Consider the following 19,783-nt stretch of genomic DNA (forward strand, 5'->3'; position numbering starts at 1 on the left):
TCCAGCGTGCCACCGATAAACCCACCTCTCAAGTAGGAATTACGGAGCGGAAACAAACGCCACGTCGCCGCCCCCTCATTTAGGGTATGTACACTGTTTCAAAACTAATACGGTACCTAGCAATCATAAAACCGCAGGCAGATACGTTGACGAGAAGAACATCAACTTAGAAACTTCGTACACACCCTAAGAGAGTGGGGGATGGCGGTGCCTAGTACAGCGGAAGCTCGCCCGTCAGCGGATCGATCTTCTCGGCGGGGAGGGGCTCGAAGGCGAGGCAGGTGAAGGTTGGCTCGCCGTGGAACTCGGTGTGCCCGGCGTCGCGGACCAGGGCGACGGCAAAGCCCTGCTCGCGCCCGCGCTCCGCGAGGTCGAGCAGCTCCTCCTCGGAGTCCACGTAGACGCAGACCTTGGCGACACCGGCGTCGAACCAGTCGGTGAGCGGGGTGACGTCGTCCTCCGCGTGCTCGACCCACGCCCAGCCGTCGCTGGCGCGCAGGTCCGCCCCGCGCCCCTCGCGCACGAGCGCCATGAGGACGGCCTCCACGCACGCGTGACCCGCCTGTGCCGCGATCTTGCCCTTGCGCATCCTGAGGTCGCGGCGCATGACGATCATCTGCTTGGCGCGGTAGCTGCTGGAAGGCATGGGGGCTCCGATCACTGGCGGGAGGAGACGTAGGAGTCGTCGATCGTTATCTTGCAGACGGCGCGCGGGTAGCGCTCGCGAACGAGCCCGGAGATGCGCTCGCGCAGCTCGGCAGCGGAGAGCGAGAAGCCCGCGGGGCGCACGCAGTCGAAGATCACGTTGGTGTGCGTGGGGCCGGGGACGCAGCGCAGGTCGTGGATCGAGAGGCGCTCGTCGATGCCCTTCACGGTGAGGTCGATCCAGTGGCGCATGTCGCGGACCTCGGGGTCGTCGGTGACGATGGGGTCGTAGTGCAGCGTCATGACCAGGCCCTCGTCCACCTTGAAGTCCTGCTCGATGTTGTCGAGAAGATCGTGCTGCTCGAGGGGGTCGCCCTCGGCGGCCATCTCCACGTGGGCGCTCGCGAACTGCCTGCCGGGGCCGTAGTCGTGGACCATGAGGTCGTGCGTTCCCAGGACGCCGGGGTAGCTCATGATCTTGTCGCGGATGTGCTCCACGTAGGCGGGGTCGGGCACGCGGCCCAGAAGCGGGCTCACCGCCTCGCGCACGAGCTCGACGCCGCTCCAGCAGATGAAGGCCCCCACGGCGAGGCCCGCCCAGCCGTCGAGGTCAAAGCCGCTCACCTGCGAGACCACCGCCGAGGCGAGGACCGCCGCCGTGGAGATGACGTCGTTTCTCGAGTCCACCGCCGTCGCCTCGAGGGTCTCGGAGTCGATCGCGCGGCCGAGCCGGCGGTTGAACGACGCCATCCACAGCTTCACGAGCATGGACCCCACGAGCACGACCACCACGGCGGGCCCGAACTCGGTGGGCTCGGGCTGGAGGATCTTCTCGACGGAGGAGCCCAGCAGGTTGATGCCGATCGCGCACACGAGCACCGCGACGACGAGGCCGGCCAGGTACTCGTAGCGGCCGTGGCCGTAGGGGTGCTCCTCGTCGGCGGGGCGGCTCGCGAGCTTGAAGCCCAGCAGGCTCACCACGTTGCTCGAGGCGTCGGAGAGGTTGTTGACGGCGTCGGCGACTATGGAGACCGAGCCGGCGAGCAGGCCCACGATGCCCTTTCCCAGGCAGAGCGCGACGTTGCAGACGATGCAGGTGACGCTGGCGAGAAGACCGTAGCGCGTGCGCACCGCGGCGTCGGACGTGTTGTCCGCGTTTGGTACGAAGGTCCTTACGAGCCAGCCAGTCATGCCGCGTCCTCTCTCTTTCGGGCAGTCAAAGAGTATACAATCGCCGCACGCCTTTGGACGCAGCGGAAGGGGGCTCCGTGGACCGGCTCGTCGCGACGACCGACTTCGTCTGCCTGGCGGCGCTCGTCGCCGCCCTGGTGGTTGCCGCTGTCTCTGACCTGCGGACCCGCATCGTGCCCAACGGCTGCGCGGCGACCGTCGCCGCGGCCGGCATCCTGCGCGCGCTCGTGCGCGCGACGGCGGGCGGCGCCGGTGCTGGCGCGCTCGTCTCGTCGCTTCTCGGCGTGGTCGTCGTGTTTGCCGTCATGCTCTGCGCGGCGCTCGTCTCGTCCCGCGGGGGCCGAGGACGGGGCGTGGGCGGCGGGGACGTCAAGCTCCTCGCGGCTGTCGGCGCCTGGACGGGCCCGGTCCTGGGGCTTGCGACGGTGGGGCTGTCGTGTCTCGTGGGGGTTGCCGGGTGGTTCGCGTACCGGGTGGCCGTCGCCCTGCGCGATGCCGACCGCCCCGTGCGCCCGGGCATCCCGCTCGCCCCGTCGATCGCCGTCGTCTCCGTGTTTATCGTGCTCGTGGGGGTGTTGTGAGGGTCCCGCCCGGCACTCGTGCGCGACGACCCTCTGACGTTCAGCCTCTACCGTCTGCGACATTTTACGATTTGCGTACGATGCGCCGGGTTATATCTAGGATGGTCGCGGGTTCCCGCCATGGCGCGGTGACGTGCGGCGCATTCCGGGCGCGACGGCCCCCGACCGTCGCGCCCGATTCGTTTGTGTGACAATTGGTCCGACACGTTCGCCGTCACGGGGCTGGGTGACACCATGAGGATTGCCGACAAGATCGCTGCTCGCCAGACGTTCTCCTTCGAGATCTTCCCGCCGAAGGGAGAGCTCCCCCTCGAGGAGGCGCGCGCCGTCGCGACCGAGCTGGCGGCCGACCGGCCCGACTGGATTTCGGTCACGTACTCGGCGGGCGGGTCGGGCAACTCGGCCAACACCGTTCCCATCGCGTCCTCGATCGAGCACGAGCTCGGCGTCACCGCGCTCGCGCACCTCACCTGCCTCGGCTCCACCCGCGCCGACGTCGACGCCTACGTGTCCGGCCTCGCGGACGCCGGCATCGAGAACGTGCTCGCCCTGCGCGGGGACCGCGCGCCGGGGCGCGAGGCGATCGACTTCGAGCACGCCTCCGACCTCATCGAGCACCTGCGCGCCTCCGGTGCCGACCTCTGCATCGGTGCCGCCTGCTACCCCGAGGGGCACGTCGAGTCCCCCACCGAGGAGGAGAGCTTCGAGAGCCTCTACAAGAAGCAGGAGGCTGGTGCCGACTACCTGGTCTCCCAGCTCTTCTTCGACAACGAGGACTTCTACCGCTTCCGCGAGAAGTGCCTGCGCCATCGCGTGCGCCTGTCCATCGTCGCGGGCATCATGCCGTTCACGAGCGTCAAGCAGATCCAGCGCATGGCCTTCACCTGCGGCGCGTCCATCCCGGCCAAGGTCGTGAAGCGTCTCGTGCTGGCCGGCGACGACCCCGCCGACCAGGCGCGCGCCGGTGTGGAATACGCGTGCGAGCAGCTCGTCGACCTCGCGGCCAACGGCGTCGACGGCCTGCACGTCTACAGCATGAACAAGCCCGCCGTGGCGCATGCCGCCCACGAGGCGCTTCTCGCCTGCGGGTATCTGGGGGCCTAGCGCGTGGACGTCGTCCAGTCCTACGACATCCGCTCGGTGGACCGCGCCGAGGTCCTGCGCTACCTGGGGTATGCGGGACAGGAGTTCTCGCCGGAGCTCGACGCGCGGGTTGACGACGTGGTCGCCCGCTGTCTGGACGTGGCGCGGCCGCGCGGAGCTGTGCGGGTCTTCGAGGTCGCGGGGCGGGGCGAGAAGGACGGCGCCCCCGTGGTCCGTCTCGGGGGGACGGCCCTCGAGCTGCGGGGGAGGTCCATCTCGGAGCACCTCGACGGCGCCGTGGCCGTGGGCGTGATCGCGGTGACGGCGGGGGCGGGGATAGACGCGGAGCTGCGTCGCCTCTCGTTCACCGACCGCGTCGCGCAGGTCGTGTTCGACGCGGCGGGCTCCGCGCTCGTCGAGCGTGCGGCGGACGCCGCCGAGGCGGGCGTCGTGGCGGCCGCCGCGGACCGGGGGCTCTTCTGCGGCTCGCGCTTCTCGCCCGGCTACGGCGACCTGCCGCTCGCCACGCAGCCGGTGCTTCTCGCCGCCCTCGACGCGCAGCGAGCGCTGGGGATAACGCTCTCCGCCGAGCTGCTCATGTCGCCCACCAAGAGCGTGACTGCCGTGGTCGGCCTCTTCGAGGGGCCGCGCGCGGCGGAGCGTCCGAGCTGTGCCGCCTGTCCGTGCGCCGACTTCTGCGTGCTGCGGCGCTCCGGTCGCGGCTGCGGCCGCGTCTAGGAATTCGGGAGGTTTCCGTCCCCGGCCGCCTGTGCGTCCTGGAATAGGGGAGGTTCCCGCCGCCGGGGCGTTCAGAGCGTGGGAACATCGCCATTATTCGGACGGAATCGCTCTCTCGACCGGGAATCTCCGGGATTCTGGGACGCCTCGCCATTTGAATGCGGGAACCTCCGGAATTCTAAGACGCCTAGCTCGCCAGACGCGGGAACGTCCGGAATTCTGAGACGACGTAGCGTGACGCCGTTCTTCTCGCCGGACCCCCACACTCGACCTGCTAGGATGGGCGAGAAGAACGACGACGGGAGCGCCATGCCTGACAATGCGAACAACGACCTTCTCGCCTCCGCCCTGGCGGGGGAGGCCTTCCTGCTGCTCGACGGGGCCATGGGCACCCAGCTCCAGGAGCGCGGCCTCGCCGCCGGGGAGATGCCGGAGCTCCTGTGCCTCACGCACCCCGAGGTCGTGACCGAGGTGCACGCCGCCTACGTCGCGGCGGGCGCCGACGTGGTGACCACCAACACCTTCGGGGCCAACGCGGCCAAGCTCGGCGACGCCGCCACGGTGGAGGAGGTCTTCTCGGCCGCCGTCGCCTGCGCCCGCGCGGCGCGGCCCCGCTACGTGGCCGCCGACCTGGGTCCGACGGGTCAGCTGCTCGCGCCCATGGGACCGCTCGCCTTCGATGACGCCTACGAGCTCTTCGCCCGCCAGGTCCGCGCGGCCGCGGACGCGGGTGCGGACCTCTTCGTCATAGAGACCATGTCCGACCTCGCCGAGGCCAAGGCCGCGCTGCTCGCCGTGCGCGAGAACTCGGGCCTGCCCGCCCTCGTCACCATGACCTTCGAGGAGGACGGTCGCACCTTCCTGGGCACCACCCCCGAGGTCGCCGCGCTCACGCTCTCCTCGCTCGGCGCCGCGGCGGTGGGCATCAACTGCTCGCTCGGACCCTCCGAGGTCGCGCCGCTCGTGGCGCGCATGGCCCCCTGGGCCCGCTGCCCGCTCATGGTGCAGCCCAACGCGGGCCTTCCGCGCGTGGAGGACGGCGTCACGGTCTACGACATCGGCCCCGAGGAGTTCGCCGCCGCCGTGGAGCCCATGCTCGATGCGGGCGTCACCGTCCTGGGCGGCTGCTGCGGGACCACGCCGGCGCACGTCGCCGCCGAGCGGGCGCTTCTTGCCGGACGCGCCCCCGTGCGTCGCGTGCCCCTCGACCGCTTCGCCGTGTGCGGCCCCCAGCGGCTGGTGGCGCTCGCGCCGGGCGAGGTGGGGGTCATCGGCGAGCGCATCAACCCCACGGGCAAGCGCAGGATGCAGGAGGCCCTGCGCAGCGGCAACCACGACCACGTGGTCGCCGAGGCCATCGCGCAGGAGCGCGCAGGTGCCCAGATCCTTGACGTCAACGCCGGCCTGCCGGAGATCGACGAGCGCGCGGTCATGTGCCGCCTCGTCGACGAGCTCCTGGCCGTGACCACGCTCCCGCTGCAGATCGACGCCTCCGACCCCGCGGTCATCGAGGCGGCGATCCGTCGCTACCCCGGCAAGGCGCTCGTCAACTCCGTGAACGGAAAGGCTGAGTCGCTCGCCGCCGTGGTCCCGCTCGCCGCGCGCTACGGCTGCGCGCTCGTGGGCCTCACGCTCGACGAGGACGGCATCCCCGCCACCGCCGAGGGGCGCCTCGCCGTGGCGCGCAAGATCGTGGCCGCCACGGACGCCGCCGGCGTCCCGCGCCGCGACGTGGCGATCGACTGCCTCGCCATGGCGGCCTCCACCGACCAGACCGCGCCACGCGCCATCCTCGAGGCCATCCGCCTCGTGAAGGCCGAGCTCCCGGGCGTGCGCACGGTGCTCGGCGTCTCCAACATCAGCTTCGGCCTGCCCTTCCGCCCGCTCGTCAACGCGACGTTCCTCGCGGCGGCCCTCGGCGCCGGACTCGACCTCGCGATCGTCAACCCCGGCGTGCGCCGCATGATGGACGTCGTGGACTCCTGGCGCGTGCTCTCCGGCGAGGACGAGAGCGCCCGCTTCTACGTGGAGCACTACGCCGACCGCAGCGACGCGGCCCCCGCCCCCGTCCCGGGCGACCAGGGCGGCCGTGCCGAGAAGGACGGGCCCGCCGCGGCCCCCGCCGACCCGGTCGAGCGCGCCCGCGCGCTGGTGCTCGACGGTCGCAGCGGACCCATGGCGGACGCCGTGCGCGAGGTCCTTCTCGACCACGACGCGCTGTACGCCGTCAACGAGGTCCTCGTGCCGGCGCTGGACGAGGTCGGCCGGCGCTTCGAGGACGGGCGCTTCTTCCTGCCCCAGCTCATGGCCTCCGCCGAGGCGGCCAAGGCTGGCTTCGAGGTGCTCCGCGAGGCCGCGTCGGCCTCGGGCGCCCCCGCGACAGAGAAGGGCCCCGTGGTGGTCTGCACCGTGCGCGGCGACATCCACGACATCGGCAAGAACATCGTGCGGATGCTGCTCGAGAACTACGGCTACGAGGTGGTCGACCTCGGCCGCGACGTGGCGCCGGAGGCCGTGGCGGACGCCGTGGTGGCGCGCCACGCGCCGCTCGCGGGGCTCTCCGCGCTCATGACGTCGACGGTCCCGGCCATGGGCGAGACGATCGAGCTCCTGCGCGAGCGCGCCCCCTGGTGCAAGGTGGTCGTGGGCGGGGCCGTGCTCACGCCGGAGTACGCGCGCATGGTCGGGGCGGACTTCTACGCCCGCGACGCGATGGAGACCGTGCGCATAGCCGGCGAGGTGATCGCATAGGGAAGGGGCGCCGGCCGCAGCCGACGCCCCTCGGTCGTGCCTCTCGTCGCGCGGGCTACACGAAGATCTTGCTGATCTCGGTGTTGGCGCTGTTGTCGATCTCCCAGCCGTCGTCCGTCTTGTTGTAGACGAGCTCGATGGTCTTCTCGGAGGGCTCGATCTCGGCGACCAGGCCCATGACGTACTCGCCGGCCCAGGCGTTGACGGCATCGTCGTCGTTGACGTCGAGCTCGCCGGAGTTGATGGCGTTCATGAGCTCCTCGACCATCGCGTCGGAGTCCATGTTCGTGAGCTCGCCCATGGACTTGGACGTGACGGTGACGGTTGCCACGGCGCTCTCGTCGTCGACCTCGACGGAGTCGATCGTGTAGTCGAAGCCCTCGACCATCGCGGCCACGAGCTCGGTGTTCTCGATGCCGTAGGCCTCGAGGCCCGCGCCCTCGACGGCCCCCGCGTACTCCTCGAGCGCCTCCTCGTCCATGTTCTTGAGCTCGTCGAAGTTCGTGGTGATGTCCTCGCGGACGAGCTCCTCGACGCTCGGGCCGTTCGAGCAGCCGCCCAGCACCAGGCCGCCGGCGAGGGCGAGCGTGGCGCAGAGCGTGCAGGTGAGGGCCCGGAGGGATGTGTTCTTCATGGGTGACTCCTTAGTGACGGTGCTTGCGTTCGCCCAGTTTCTCAGATTCGTTTCAGGTTTGCGCGCACGGTCCGGCTGCTGGTCGGTTTTGGTCGCCCCAGTGGTGAGCAAAGATTGAGGTCCGTGCCGCTTGCCGAGCGGTAGTCCTTCTCGCCGAATGTTTCTGACGGGTGTCAGATCTTCGACGTAATGTAAACCAACTATGTCGTGGCCGAGGGGGCCACGACGACCGAACTCCGTGAGTGCAAGGAGAGGGCCTATGGCAAGAATGCACGTCATGGAGCAGAGCGAGACCCAGGCGATCATGTCGAGCATGCACGAGATGCTCGAGAAGCGCCTCTCGGTCAGCTCGCTCGCTCCGTGCCCCGTCGAGTTCACGGCCTCGTACGTGGCCATGTGCGCGACGCAGAGCTGCGGCAAGTGCACGCCGTGCAGGAACGGCCTGCGCATGCTGCGCCACCTGTTCAACGACGTCCTGAACAACCGCGCCACGCTGGAGACGCTCGACCTCATCGAGTCCACCGCCCGCACGGTGTACCTGTCGAGCGACTGCGCGATCGGCTACGAGGCCGGCGAGGTGGCCCTCATGGCCATCCGCGGCTTCCGCGACGACTTCGAGCACCACGTGACCAAGCACGCCTGCGGCTTCTCGCAGCACCAGACGGTGCCGTGCGTCTCCGGCTGCCCGGCGGGCGTGGACATCCCCGGCTACATCGCGCTCGTCGAGGCCGGCCGCTACACCGAGGCCGTGCGCCTCATCCGCAAGGACAACCCGCTGCCGCTGGTCTGCGGCCTCGTCTGCGAGCACCCCTGCGAGATGCACTGCCGCCGCGGCATGGTGGACGACCCGATGAACATCCGCGGCCTCAAGCGCTACGCCGTGGACCACGCCGGCGACTACCGCCCGGTCGTCAAGCCGGCCACCGGCAAGCGCGTCGCCGTGATCGGCGGCGGCCCGGCCGGCATCTCGTGCGCGTACTACCTGACGCTCATGGGCCACAAGGTCAAGATCTTCGAGCAGCGCGCGCACCTCGGCGGCATGCTCCGCTACGGCATCCCCAACTACCGCCTGCCGCGCGAGCAGCTCGACTCCGAGATCCAGTGGATCCTCGACTGCGGCATCGACGTCGAGCTCAACCACAGCGTCGACGGTGACGAGATGACCCGTCTGCGCTCCGAGTACGACGCGGTCTACCTAGCCATCGGCGCGCACGCGGACAAGAAGCTCGGCCTTCCGGGCGAGGACGCCGAGGGCGTTATGTCCGCCGTCCAGCTCCTGCGCGACATGGGCGACAACAACCCGCCCGACTTCAAGGGCCTCACGGTCGCCGTCGTCGGCGGCGGCAACGTGGCCATGGACGTGGCCCGCACCTCCGTGCGCCTGGGCGCCGAGAAGGTCATCATCGCGTACCGTCGCCGCGTGGCCGACATGACGGCCCAGGACGAGGAGATCGCCGGCGCCGAGGCCGAGGGCTGCGAGGTCATGGACCTGCACGCGCCCAAGGAGGTCGTCGTCGACGAGAGCGGCCACGTGGCCGGCCTCAAGGTCGAGCCGCAGATCATCGGCGGCCTCAAGCGCGGCCGCCCCGCGCCGCGCGCTGCCGAGGGCGGCGACGTCGTGGTGCCGTGCGACCGCGTGATCGTGGCCATTGGCCAGGACATCGACTCCGCCACCTTCGAGGAGCAGGGCGTGCCCTGCAAGTGGGGCCGCATCGTCACCGACCCGGACGGCGCCGTGCCCGGCCAGGACGGCCTCTTCTCCGGCGGCGACTGCCAGAGCGGCCCGGCCACCGTCATCCGCGCGATCAACGCGGGCAAGGTCGCGGCCGGCAACATCGACAACTACCTCGGCTTCAACCACAAGATCGAGCTCGACGTGGAGCTGCCGCCCGTGCAGTTCAAGGGCAAGATCTCCTGCGCGCGCTGCGAGATGCGCGAGCGCGAGGCGTCCGAGCGCATCAACGACTTCGACATCGTCGAGAACGGCCTCACCGACCAGGAGGCGCACCAGGAGGCATCCCGCTGCCTGCGCTGCGACCACTTCGGCTTCGGCGCGTTCCGCGGAGGGAGGATCGAGCAGTGGTAAACCTCACTATCGACGGCCGCGCCGTCACCGTGGAGGAGGGCACCTCCATCCTCGACGCCGCCGCAACCGTAGGGATCAAGATCCCGACGCTCTGCTATCTCAAGGACCTCAACGAGATCGGCGCCTGCCGCGTCTGCGTGGTCGAGATCGAGGGCATCGACCAGCTCGTCGCCGCGTGCAACAACACGGTGCTCGAGGGCATGGTCGTGCACACCAACAGCCCCAAGGTCCGCGTGGCGCGCCGCATGAACATGGAGCTTTTGCTCGCCACCCATGACTCCGAGTGCACGAGCTGCGTGCGCTCCGGCAACTGCACGCTGCAGACGCTCGCCAACGACCTGGGCATCTCCGACCTGCCGTACGAGAAGCGCCTCATGCACGACGAGTGGGACAAGTCCTACCCGCTCATCCGCAACAACGACAAGTGCATCAACTGCCTGCGCTGCATCCAGGTGTGCGAGAAGATCCAGGGCATCGGCGTCTGGGACCTCGCCAACCGCGCCACGCACACGAGCGTGAACGTCCGCGGCGGCATGACGATCCAGGAGTCCGACTGCACGCTCTGCGGCCAGTGCATCACGCACTGCCCGACGGGCGCGCTGCGCGAGCGCGACGACACCCAGAAGGTCTTCGACGCGCTGGCTGACCCCGAGAAGGTCGTCGTGGTCCAGATCGCGCCGGCCGTGCGCGCCGCCTGGGGCGAGAGCCTCGGCCTCGCGCGCGAGGACGCCACCGTCGGCCGCCTCGTGGCCGCGCTGCGCCAGATGGGCGTAGACTACGTCTTCGACACGAACTTCTCGGCCGACCTCACCATCATGGAGGAGGGCACCGAGCTCCTGCACAAGCTCGCCCACAAGGAGGAGAACACGTTCCCGATGTTCACCTCCTGCTGCCCGGGCTGGGTGCGCTACGTCAAGGCCGTGCGTCCCGAGTTCACCGACCAGCTCTCCACGTCCAAGTCGCCGGGCCAGATGTTCGGCGCCGTGACCAAGAGCTACTTCGCGGAGCTCAAGGGCATCGACCCGCACAACATCTTCTGCGTGGAGATCATGCCGTGCACGGCCAAGAAGGCCGAGGTCGCCATCCCCGTCATGAACGACGCCTGCGGCGATTCCGACGTCGACGTCTCCATCACCACGCGCGAGGTCGACCGCATGATCCGCGCCGAGCACATCGATGCCACGATGCTGCCCGAGGAGGACTTCGACGACCCGCTGGGCACCTCCACGGGAGCGGCCGTCATCTTCGGCGCGACCGGCGGCGTCATGGAGGCCGCGCTGCGCACCGCCTACCACGTGGTCACCGGCAAGACGCCCGAGCCCGACGCCTTCTCCGACGTCCGCGGCCTGGACGCCTGGAAGGAGGCCACCTACGACCTGGCGGGCACCCCGGTGCGCGTCGCCGTGGTGAGCGGCCTGGCCAACGCGGGCTACCTGCTCGACGCCATCGCGGCGGGCGAGGTCGAGTACGACTTCGTCGAGGTCATGGCCTGCCCCGGCGGCTGCGCGGGCGGCGGCGGCCAGCCCATCCACGACGGCGAGGAGCTCGCCGGCGTGCGCGGCGACGTCCTCTGGGGCCTCGACCACAACGCCGAGCTGCGCAACTCCTACGAGAACCCGTCGATCAAGGCGATCTACGAGGACTACCTGGGCGAGCCGCTCTCCGAGCGCGCCGAGGACCTGCTCCACACCGACCACCACGCCTGGAGCATTCACTGATTCAAAAGGGGACAGACCCCTTCTGGATCATCTGGGCCCGAGCCGTCACCCCCGCGGCTCGGGCCCCCTTCTACCAGGCGGCCACGCGCTCGCGCATGCCCTCGACGTCGAGGACGCCCTCGGCGAAGCCTTTGCGCACGAGCTCTGCGGGCACCAGCTCGTCGTACTTCTCGAAGTAGGGGATCTCGGCGGGATAGAGGAGCTCCATCGGGTCCTCGAGCCGCTCCGCCGCGTCCTTCACCACCGAGAGGAACGTCTGCTCGTCGGCCGCCATCACGAACGTCATGAAATAGGGGCGCGAGGAGTTGACGCCCTTGATGCCGAGCTCCGCGGCGCACTTGATCTTGATCAGGCGCTCCAGGGCGAGAAACGCGTAGGTGCCGAGCCACGGCAGCAGGCACCACATGGTCTGCTCCTTGTCGTTCTCGCCGAGGCAGACGAGCGGTCCTGCCGTGAGCCGGGAGTTCCGTGCCACGCGCCGCGCCTCGCGCAGGCGGGCGCGGGCGTGGTCGCGCAGGTAGGGGTAGGGTGCGCTCTCCTCGAGCACGCGACGCATGCGCTCGAGGATGTGCGTGTTGATGTCTCCCGCCACGTCGCCGAAGTACGCCGGGACCCTGCCCTTGACCTGCGTGACGTAGAGCAGGTGTCGCTCGTGGTCCACCTCGTCCACGATCCAGACGTGCCCCGCGATGGCGACCTTCTCGCCGGGCGGGGGCGGGGCGCAGAGCGTGCCGATCTCCTCGGAGCCCGAGCGCACGGTGTACTCCACGTTCTCCTGGAAGACCGCGAAGAACTTGTAGGAGCTCGTGATGCGCTCGCCCGTAAGTCCCACGATGAGGCCGCCGCCCTCGGTCTGCTCGACGTAGTCGTGCTGGAGCAGGTGGCGGAGAAGGACGCGGAAGTCGTCAGCCGTCACGCGATGGAAGTACGTCAATGTGAGCACGCGGCTCGCGAGCTGGGCGGGGGAGAGCTCGCCCTCGCCTGCGAGCGTGGCGAGCGTCTGGTGGCAGAGCAGGCTGTAGGGCAGGCGGTTGAGGTTGGGCGGCTCGACCCAGCGCTCCTCGCGGTAGAGCTGGACGAGCGCGATGCCCTGCAGCAGCTTCCAGGGAATGGTCTCCGGCAGCAGCGTGCGGGCCTCCGGCTGCTCCTCGCGCATGACGAACCACATCTCCGGCGGGGCCTCGCGCCGGCCCGTGCGACCCATGCGCTGCAGGAACCCCGAGACGGTGAACGGTGCGTCGATCTGGAACGCCCGCTCGAGGCGACCCACGTCGATGCCCAGCTCGAGCGTCGCGGTGGCAACGATCGAGAGGTCGGAGGCGTCGTCGCGCATCTGCTCCTCGGCGCTCTCGCGAATGGCGGCCGAGAGGTTGCCGTGGTGGATGAGGAAGCGGTCTGGCTCCCCGTTGAACTCGCAGTAGGCGCGCAGCGTCGTGCAGACCTCCTCCGCCTCCTCGCGCGAGTTCGAGAAGATCAGGCACTTGCGGCCACGAGTGTGCTCGAAGATGTAGCCGATGCCCGGGTCGGCGTTCGCGGGCGCCAGGTCCGTGGGGGCCTCGGGAGGGCTGGGGCTTATCGCCGTGCTCAAACAGTCCTGCTCGCACGGACGAGCCACTGGCTCGTCCGGCTCGTGCGGAACTGCGCGCGGCAATAAGCCCCGGCTCTCTGGCGAGGTTTCCTCGGGCTCCAGGGCGACGACGTCTGCCTCGACGTTTCCGTCCGTTGTCTGAATCTCGGACTCGTCGGCTTGCGGGCCGCTCTGGTAGAAGTGCTCCATCGAGAGGCGCCAGGTGCGCGGGGGCTCCTCGATGAGGGGGACGATCGTGTCGCGGCCGGTGCCGGCGGCGAGGAACGCGCCCACGGCCTCGGGGTCGCCGATCGTGGCGGAGAGGCCGATGCGCCGCGGCTGCACGCCCGCTATTCTCGCCAGGCGCTCGATGAGGCAGAGGCACTGGCCGCCGCGGTCCTGGCGCAGCAGAGAGTGGACCTCGTCGATCACGACGTAGCGCAGGTCGCAGAAGAGCTTGGACACCACGGCGTGCCGGCGCATGAGCAGCGCCTCGAGGGACTCCGGCGTGATCTGCAGGATGCCGGACGGCCGCTTCACGAGCCGGGCCTTGTGAGAGGCGGAGACGTCCCCGTGCCAGTGCCAGACGTTGATCCCCGCCTCCTCGCAGAGGTCGGTGAGGCGATAGAACTGGTCGTTGATGAGCGCCTTGGTGGGACCGATGTAGAGGGCGCCCACGGAGGCGGGCGGGTTCTCCCAGAACTCGGTCAGGATGGGGAAGAAGGCCGCCTCGGTCTTGCCGGAGGCCGTTGAGGCGCACAGCAGCACGTGGTCGTCCGTGTCGAAGATCGCCTCGCCGGCGGCCACCTGCACGCCGCGCAGGTTCTCCCACTCGTGCGCGTAGATGAAGTCCTGCACGAACGGCGCGTATCGGTCGAAGACGCCCACGGCGACCTCCTTTCGGTGACAGTCAGTATACGAACAAATGTTTCTGATTGCAAGGAGGGAACCTAGCTATTGCTAGCAGAAGATGCTAGCATATGCTTTACATTGGAAAGGAGACCAATGGATACCACGCTCGCGCAGATCAATGCACGTATAGATGCGAATCTCAAGGTCTCGGGAGATGCGGCCCTTGCCGAGGCGGGGCTCACGCCCACGAAGGCCATTCGTGCGATGTGGGGGCGTTTTTCCAGCCTGGCGGACCAACCCGAGAAGATCAGGGAGCTCGTGTCCGGCCAGCAGGCAGAGTCGTCTTCCGCAGCGCGTGTCGAGCGGGATCGCAAGCTCGCGCTGGCACGAGAGGGAAGTCAGATAGTAGCGCGCTCGCTGACCTCTCGGGGCATATCGGTGCCCGAGGACCTTGAGGAGCTCTCCTATGACGAGCTCAGAGATCAGGTCCTGCTCGAGCGTCTTCGCGAGAGGGGGCTGGATTCGTGAGCCCGCAGCCATCGATGCTCCTGGATACCAATGTCTGGCTTGACTACTATCTCCCCTGGAGAGGTGGTCACGCGGCGGCCAGGCAGCTCATAGAGCGTGCCCTCGAGGATGATCAGACCTTGGCCTACGCCGTCTCAGCCGCCAAGGACGTTTACTACATGGTTGCGGCGGAACACAAGCGCGCCGAGCGCGCAGCGGCTGGCTCGCTCAGCGAGTCCGCCGTTCAGGCAGCGACCGTCACGGCATGGGGCTGTATCAACAACATGCAGGAAATCGCCTGCTCCCTACCGCTCGACCACACGGACGTGTGGATGGCCTCCAAGCAGCGCGCCCTGCACGGGGACTTCGAGGACGACCTCCTCATCGCAGCGGCGATGCGAGGCAAGGTCGACCATCTCGTGACCAACGACGAAACGCTTCTGCGACACTGTCCCGTGGCGGCACTCAGCGTGACGGACATGTGCAGGTTGCTTGAGATTCGGCAAGAATAGAGGGTATCGGTCGCGCGCAGCGGCTTGATGCGACCTCGTGTGAAGGAGGCGTCATGAGCACGAAAGACGGGTTTCGCTTAAGGGCGCTCGCGACGTGTGCCCTCGCGCTGGCCGTAGTCGCCTTGTGTGCGGGATGCTCCGAGCGCGTCGACTCCCTCGTCCGCTATGTCGAAAGCCAGGTGACGGGCGAGGAGTACGTGAGCCCGCGGGGACAGGCCTGCCTCGACGCGGCGGAGGGCCTTCTCGACGCCCTTGAGACGGGAGACCGGGACGCGATCGTCGGGCTCTTCTCGCCCGAGGTCCGCGCGGGCTCCGACGACCTCGAGGCGCAGGCCGACAAGCTGGTGGAGAGCTGCTCCGGCCACGTTGACTATCTGGACACCCACTCGGTGACCCAGCCCCAGGAGTCCGAGAGGATCGACCACGGCAAGCGCCGCGTGGAGCTCTCGACCGACTTCTCGTTTGCCCTCGACGGCGAGAACTACTGGTGCTTCATGACGCTCGTGAAGGAGAACGACTTTGACGAGGCCGAGGTGGGCGTCTCCACCGTCATCGTGTGGTCCGAGGACGCGTACTCGGCGATGCTCTACGACGCGCGCGAGACGGACTGGCCCGAGGGCACGGGGTTGCACCTCCGGCTGAGCTATCCCCTCCAGTGGGAGACGCGCCTCGTGAATGACGACCCCCTGCGCTACGAGGCCGGGGACGCCATCTCTGACGTTGACGACGCCACCGCGTTTCTCGACGAGGGTGAGAAGACCGCCGCCGACTTTGAGGGGCGTTTTGGACGGCCGTGCTGCGTGTCGTGGACGGGCGACGGACGCATCTACTACGAACTCACCGACGACGGGGAGGGCCCTCGCTATCTGGAGGTGAACGCGACCGCGCCGGACGAGCCGGTCTACTCGGCGTATGTGGTGGACGAGCGTGGCGTCGTCGAGAAGGTGTGGGACGAGGACGGCGACGCCTAGATCGTGAACTCGGCGTAGGCGTCGTCGACGTCCTGGGCGCCGGCAGCAACGGCAGGCGCGCTCACGGCCCCCGAGAACGCGTCGGTCTTGAGCAGCGCGTCCACATCCGCGCCAGGGTTCTGGCACAGGATGTCGAGAAGCTCGATGAAGTCGCGGATGACCTCGCGCGGCGTGAGGTGGGTGTCGGCGCCCACGCGGCCGAACTCCGCCTTGAGGAAGCCCACGAGGTGCTCCTCCGTGAGCGTGCGCTCGTAGCCGAAGTAGCCGGCGTGGATGTCGGCGAGCTTCTCGATGAGGACGAGCAGCTCCTCGTAGGTGAGCGGCTCCAGGTGGATGACCGGGGCGAGCATGTCGGCAAGGCCCGCGCTCGCGAAGCGTCCCTGCGTGAGGCGGCTGCGCAGGGCCTCGTAGGAGAAGACGCCGCGGCGGCGGTCCTCGATGGACTGCGGCGTACCGCCCATGATGATGCCCAGGTGGTGCGCCTTGCCCTGGAGCGTGTCGTTGTACATGGTGAGGATCTTCTCGTAGTTGTACTGGCGCGAGGTGGCGTTGGGGATCTTGTAGAGGTTCACCAGCTCGTCGATGAGGACGACGAGGCCCTTGTAGCCGGCGCCGACGAGGAACCGCGCGAAGAGCTTGAGGTACTCGTACCAGGTGTCGTCGGTGATGCAGGCGTTGACGCCCAGCTCGGTGCGGGCCTCGGTCTTGGTGCGGAACTCGCCGCGCAGCCACTTGACCACGCCGGCACGAGCGTCGTCGTTCCCCTCGAGGCTGGCCTGGTAGTAAAGACGCAGGACCTGCGTGAAGTCGAAGCCGCAGACGAGCTCCTGGATGGGGGAGAGCTGTGCCGCGAGGGCCGCCTCGGCATCCGGCTGCTCGCGCAGGGCCGCCACCCAGCGGTCGAGCACGAGCTGGAGCGCGCCGCCCTCCGGCCGCGTCTTGGTGGAGAGGTTGCGGACGAGCTCGCGGTAGGTGGCGAGCCCCTGGCCCTGCCCGCCCTGGAGGCGGCGCTTGGGGGAGAGGTCGGCGTCTGCCACCACGAAGTCGTTGCCCATCGCGTGCGTGCGGATGGTCTGCAGCAGGAAGCTCTTGCCGGCGCCGTAGCGGCCGACAAGGAAGCGGAAGCTCGCCCCGCCGTCCGCGACGAGCTCGAGGTCGTGCAGGAGCGCCTGGATCTCGCGCTCGCGGCCCACGGTGATGTACGGCAGCCCGACGCGCGGCACCACGCCGCCCTTGAGCGAGTTGATGATGACCGCCGCTATGCGCTTGGGTACCCGCACGTCGCCCATGTCGACCCCCTCCGTTGCCTGTGGATTAGCAATTCTAGCACAGGTGTTCTACTTTGGGAGAAGGGCGTCGGAGATGTCCTCGACGTAGTCCTCGACGAGCGCGGGGTGCCCGTCTGCGTCGAACTCGACGGCCGTGTCGCCGAGCAGGTCGAAGAGCTTCTCGTTGATCGAGTCGACGAGGAGGTCCGTGCCCGCCGCGGAAGGAGGACGGCCGCCGAGCAGGTCGTGAAGGAGCGAGAGCTCCTCTGCCGTGAGGCCGAGGTCGGGTGCCGGACCATCCTGAGTGTCGACCGGCTTCGTAACGTCGATGGGAACTTCGTCCTGCGAGCGCTCCTCGTCCACGAGCAGGGCCTCGCGGGTCTCGGCTGCCGTCGAGCGGATCCCGGCAAGCTTGGAGAGGTCGATCTCTATGCGGCGCGGCGCGTGGGCGGAGCGCCATGCGAGGTAGTCACCGATGGCACGGTCAATGATCTTGACCAGGTATTTGGGGTCGGCGTGCCCTTTGAGCGGGTTCGGATGGTCGAGGGCCAGGCGCAGCTGACGGTCGACGGCTCGCAGGACCTGGCCGAGCTTGGCGCTGCGGACGCCCCCGTCGTGCAGTGAGTCGCAGGTCCAGATACCGTTCTGGCAGATGTAGCGACAGGTCTCGTCGAGCTCGACGACGCAGTCCGCGTGACGTCCGCCGGGATAGAAGACGGCGGAGGCGAACATGAGGTGGGGCATCGCGTGCCTCGTGCCGAAGAGGCTCTCCGTGAGGCCCTGGGAACGGTTGGAGGCGTAGTGCCTCGCGAGGTCGGCGAAGACGGCGCAGGTCACGCCACGGACGGCGTCCGGGTCGTCCCGGTAGAGGCGTCCCTCGCAGATGCGGTGGGTCGAGAGGGCGTCAAGTGCGGCGAGCAGCGCATCGTCGGCGGCGGGGTCGACGTCGAAGGCGCGCGGCGCGCGGCGCCGGCCCTTCGGCGGGGCCCCTTCGAGCGCACGCTGCTCTGCCCGCCGGAGGACGGCCACGGATCGGTCGTGCGCGCTGTTGAGGTAGGGTCTCGCCCACGCGACGGGCAGGCCGTGATAGGCGACGTAGTCCACGAGCCAGGGGCGCACGTAGCGGTCGAGCGTGGGGTCGAAGGCGCGATAGGCCTGCCAGAAGGACTCGATGGCCCGGAACGCCTCCTCGCCCGGCGTCGCCCCGATGCCGTTGACCAGCTCGTAGAGGTAGACGAAAGCGAAGGAGAGCGAGGTCTGCTCAACCTCCCCCCGTCGCACGCGGGCGCGCCAGGTGAAGTACCCGCGCAGCTGCGGGTTGGTCATGGACTCGTAGGTGGGGAAGTAGCTGGAGAACTCCCCTTCGTAGGGGAAGTCGTCCTCGAAGCCCTCCATGAGATGCCCCTGCTCCACGAAGAGCCGCGCATCCGACCACGTCCGAGTCTCGCTGCGGCGCGCGAGGGCTCGCATCTGGCGGATGGGTTCGGGCAGGTAGCTTGCGAGCTGCGAGCCGCGCAGGAGTATGGGCTCGTCGGCGTAGGTGCGCTCGCTCGAGAGCGCCCGGCCGCCCTTTGCGCGGCTGGCAGCGAGAATCTGCTCTATGATCGCGTCGACGTTCGCCATCTCACCTCCCGCGCCCGGCGTGAGTCCATACTAGTCAATCGAGGTGCCAATCCGATTCTGCAGAAGTCTCGCTCGTGATGAAAAAACGGCCTTCGCCCTGCAAAAGTCTCGCTCGTGATGAAGGTTTTCGCGATCATCCCGATATCTGATTCCAAGTCTTATTCTCTTACCAGGCAAAACGCGACCCGCGGGCAAGAGTGCGGCCTTCCGGCGCAAAAAACCTTCATCACGAGCGAGACTTTTGCGGCCCGACGCGGCCCGTTTCATCACGAGCGGCAGTTTTGCACGGGGACTCGCGCAAAGACGAGCATGCGCTCGTCGGAGCGGGCCTCGTCCAGCGCGTAGCCGCGCTCGTGGAAGCCGCGCAGGTCGGCCACGTCCTCCACGCGGCGCTCGGCGCACCAGCGGACGAAGGTGCCCCGGGCCGCCTTGGCCTCGGTTGCCGGCTGCCGGAGGCGACCGTCGCGCAGCACGCCAAAGAGGCAGGTCAGGACCTGGGGGCCGCCCGGTCGGGCCCACGGCGTGACGGCACGGGCGTACTCGACCGAGGCGACGTTCACGATGGTGTCGCAGCCCTCCGCGGCAAGCGACTCGTACAGCGTGTCTCCCCAGAACTCGTACAGGTCGCTGGAGTCGCCGACGGCGAGCCGCGCCTGCATCTCGAGCCGATATGGCACCACGCCGTCGAGCGGACGCAACATCCCGTAGAAGCCCGAGAGAATGCGCAGGTGCTCGTCCAGCCAGTCGAGCTCCCCCTCGCTCATGACCTCCGCTGCTAGGTGCGTGTACTGTATGCCCTCGTAGGAGATGACGGCCGCCGTCGTGTCGCGCGCGAGGTCCATGTCCCGGAACCGCCCGTAGTTGAGGTCCGCCAGCCGGTCGCTGCACGCCCAGAGTCCCTGCGCCTCGTCGCGCGAGAGTGCCTGGACGGCGCGCATGAGCTCGGCGGTTCGGGCGAGGAACCTGGGCTCGCGCACGGGCCAGGGCGGCGCGTCCATCGCACGCATCTTCTTTGCCGGCGAGATGATGAATCTCAGTGACATGGCGCTCCTCTCG

16 protein-coding genes are annotated in these 19,783 nt (G+C 68.7%); 9 read left to right on the forward strand and 7 right to left on the reverse strand.

Annotated features, from left to right (window positions below; translation table 11 throughout):
- Positions 1–211: 211 nt before the first annotated feature.
- A complete protein-coding gene (pth2, locus tag INF26_RS01805; RefSeq protein ID WP_193529020.1) occupies positions 212–646 on the reverse strand; it encodes an aminoacyl-tRNA hydrolase in 435 nt (144 codons plus the stop codon).
- 11 nt (positions 647–657) lie between these two features.
- On the reverse strand, positions 658–1,836 hold the full coding sequence (locus INF26_RS01810; protein ID WP_193529021.1) for a cation diffusion facilitator family transporter: 1,179 nt from the start codon (positions 1,834–1,836) through the stop codon (positions 658–660).
- Between the two features lie 77 nt (positions 1,837–1,913).
- On the opposite strand from INF26_RS01810, the gene INF26_RS01815 reads away from it, so the two are divergent.
- From INF26_RS01815 to INF26_RS01830, 4 genes are all read left to right on the forward strand, one after another.
- Complete coding sequence (locus INF26_RS01815) at positions 1,914–2,417, forward strand: prepilin peptidase (protein WP_193529022.1); 504 nt, start codon at positions 1,914–1,916, stop codon at positions 2,415–2,417.
- 234 nt (positions 2,418–2,651) lie between these two features.
- On the forward strand, positions 2,652–3,521 hold the full coding sequence (locus INF26_RS01820) for a methylenetetrahydrofolate reductase (RefSeq protein ID WP_193529023.1): 870 nt from the start codon (positions 2,652–2,654) through the stop codon (positions 3,519–3,521).
- Between the two features lie 3 nt (positions 3,522–3,524).
- Positions 3,525–4,238, forward strand: a complete 714-nt coding sequence (locus INF26_RS01825; protein ID WP_193529024.1) for a vitamin B12 dependent-methionine synthase activation domain-containing protein — start codon at positions 3,525–3,527, stop codon at positions 4,236–4,238.
- A gap of 309 nt (positions 4,239–4,547) precedes the next feature.
- Positions 4,548–6,989, forward strand: a complete 2,442-nt coding sequence (locus tag INF26_RS01830; protein ID WP_193529025.1) for a homocysteine S-methyltransferase family protein — start codon at positions 4,548–4,550, stop codon at positions 6,987–6,989.
- A 55-nt stretch (positions 6,990–7,044) separates the two neighbouring features.
- On the opposite strand, the gene INF26_RS01835 is transcribed toward INF26_RS01830, so the two are convergent.
- On the reverse strand, positions 7,045–7,623 hold the full coding sequence (locus tag INF26_RS01835; RefSeq protein WP_193529026.1) for a hypothetical protein: 579 nt from the start codon (positions 7,621–7,623) through the stop codon (positions 7,045–7,047).
- 259 nt (positions 7,624–7,882) lie between these two features.
- On the opposite strand from INF26_RS01835, the gene INF26_RS01840 reads away from it, so the two are divergent.
- Positions 7,883–9,709: an NAD(P)-binding protein gene (locus tag INF26_RS01840; protein WP_193529027.1), complete on the forward strand. Its 1,827-nt coding sequence runs from the start codon at positions 7,883–7,885 to the stop codon at positions 9,707–9,709.
- The gene (locus INF26_RS01845) at positions 9,703–11,427 is read left to right on the forward strand and encodes an NADH-dependent [FeFe] hydrogenase, group A6 (protein ID WP_193529028.1); all 1,725 of its coding nucleotides are present in this window, start codon (positions 9,703–9,705) and stop codon (positions 11,425–11,427) included. The genes INF26_RS01840 and INF26_RS01845 overlap by 7 nt, the downstream gene beginning before the upstream one ends.
- A gap of 70 nt (positions 11,428–11,497) precedes the next feature.
- Here the strand turns inward: INF26_RS01845 and INF26_RS01850 are convergent, their stop codons facing one another.
- Positions 11,498–13,882, reverse strand: a complete 2,385-nt coding sequence (locus INF26_RS01850) for a DEAD/DEAH box helicase (protein ID WP_193529029.1) — start codon at positions 13,880–13,882, stop codon at positions 11,498–11,500.
- A 117-nt stretch (positions 13,883–13,999) separates the two neighbouring features.
- Here INF26_RS01850 and INF26_RS01855 point away from each other — a divergent pair, with 117 nt between their 5' ends.
- The 3 genes from INF26_RS01855 to INF26_RS01865 are packed head-to-tail and all read left to right on the forward strand — an operon-like array spanning position 14,000 to position 15,836.
- On the forward strand, positions 14,000–14,374 hold the full coding sequence (locus INF26_RS01855; protein ID WP_193529030.1) for a translation repressor RelB: 375 nt from the start codon (positions 14,000–14,002) through the stop codon (positions 14,372–14,374).
- Positions 14,371–14,865 carry a type II toxin-antitoxin system VapC family toxin gene (locus tag INF26_RS01860; RefSeq protein ID WP_193529031.1) on the forward strand — a complete coding sequence of 165 codons (495 nt, stop codon included), beginning with the start codon at positions 14,371–14,373 and terminating at the stop codon, positions 14,863–14,865. Before INF26_RS01855 ends, INF26_RS01860 begins: the two co-directional genes overlap by 4 nt.
- A 53-nt stretch (positions 14,866–14,918) precedes the next feature.
- Positions 14,919–15,836 (forward strand): DUF5104 domain-containing protein, encoded by a 918-nt coding sequence (locus INF26_RS01865; protein ID WP_193529032.1) that lies wholly within the window; start codon positions 14,919–14,921, stop codon positions 15,834–15,836.
- On the opposite strand, the gene INF26_RS01870 is transcribed toward INF26_RS01865, so the two are convergent.
- The 3 genes from INF26_RS01870 to yaaA all read right to left on the reverse strand — a co-directional run bounded on the left by INF26_RS01870 (position 15,833) and on the right by yaaA (position 19,770).
- Positions 15,833–17,125, reverse strand: a complete 1,293-nt coding sequence (locus tag INF26_RS01870) for an ATP-binding protein (protein ID WP_193529033.1) — start codon at positions 17,123–17,125, stop codon at positions 15,833–15,835. The two genes, INF26_RS01865 and INF26_RS01870, sit on opposite strands and share 4 nt — an antisense overlap.
- Before the next feature lie 48 nt (positions 17,126–17,173).
- The gene (locus tag INF26_RS01875; protein WP_193529034.1) at positions 17,174–18,727 is read right to left on the reverse strand and encodes a TerB N-terminal domain-containing protein; all 1,554 of its coding nucleotides are present in this window, start codon (positions 18,725–18,727) and stop codon (positions 17,174–17,176) included.
- Between the two features lie 266 nt (positions 18,728–18,993).
- A complete protein-coding gene (yaaA, locus tag INF26_RS01880) occupies positions 18,994–19,770 on the reverse strand; it encodes a peroxide stress protein YaaA (protein WP_226371798.1) in 777 nt (258 codons plus the stop codon).
- Between the last annotated feature and the right edge of the window lie 13 nt (positions 19,771–19,783).

The sequence above is a fragment of the Thermophilibacter gallinarum genome (genome assembly GCF_014982725.1).
In the GTDB taxonomy this organism is placed as follows: domain Bacteria; phylum Actinomycetota; class Coriobacteriia; order Coriobacteriales; family Atopobiaceae; genus Thermophilibacter; species Thermophilibacter gallinarum.

What these genes read in the sequence shown, in the direction of transcription:
- pth2 (WP_193529020.1), bottom strand. Translation starts at nt 646, where the DNA reads ATGCCTTCCAGCAGCTACCGCGCCAAGCAGATGATCGTCATGCGCCGC.
- INF26_RS01810 (WP_193529021.1), bottom strand. Translation starts at nt 1,836, where the DNA reads ATGACTGGCTGGCTCGTAAGGACCTTCGTACCAAACGCGGACAACACG.
- INF26_RS01820 (WP_193529023.1), top strand. Translation starts at nt 2,652, where the DNA reads ATGAGGATTGCCGACAAGATCGCTGCTCGCCAGACGTTCTCCTTCGAG.
- INF26_RS01830 (WP_193529025.1), top strand. Translation starts at nt 4,548, where the DNA reads ATGCCTGACAATGCGAACAACGACCTTCTCGCCTCCGCCCTGGCGGGG.
- INF26_RS01835 (WP_193529026.1), bottom strand. Translation starts at nt 7,623, where the DNA reads ATGAAGAACACATCCCTCCGGGCCCTCACCTGCACGCTCTGCGCCACG.
- INF26_RS01840 (WP_193529027.1), top strand. Translation starts at nt 7,883, where the DNA reads ATGGCAAGAATGCACGTCATGGAGCAGAGCGAGACCCAGGCGATCATG.
- INF26_RS01855 (WP_193529030.1), top strand. Translation starts at nt 14,000, where the DNA reads ATGGATACCACGCTCGCGCAGATCAATGCACGTATAGATGCGAATCTC.
- INF26_RS01865 (WP_193529032.1), top strand. Translation starts at nt 14,919, where the DNA reads ATGAGCACGAAAGACGGGTTTCGCTTAAGGGCGCTCGCGACGTGTGCC.
- INF26_RS01870 (WP_193529033.1), bottom strand. Translation starts at nt 17,125, where the DNA reads ATGGGCGACGTGCGGGTACCCAAGCGCATAGCGGCGGTCATCATCAAC.
- INF26_RS01875 (WP_193529034.1), bottom strand. Translation starts at nt 18,727, where the DNA reads ATGGCGAACGTCGACGCGATCATAGAGCAGATTCTCGCTGCCAGCCGC.
- yaaA (WP_226371798.1), bottom strand. Translation starts at nt 19,770, where the DNA reads ATGTCACTGAGATTCATCATCTCGCCGGCAAAGAAGATGCGTGCGATG.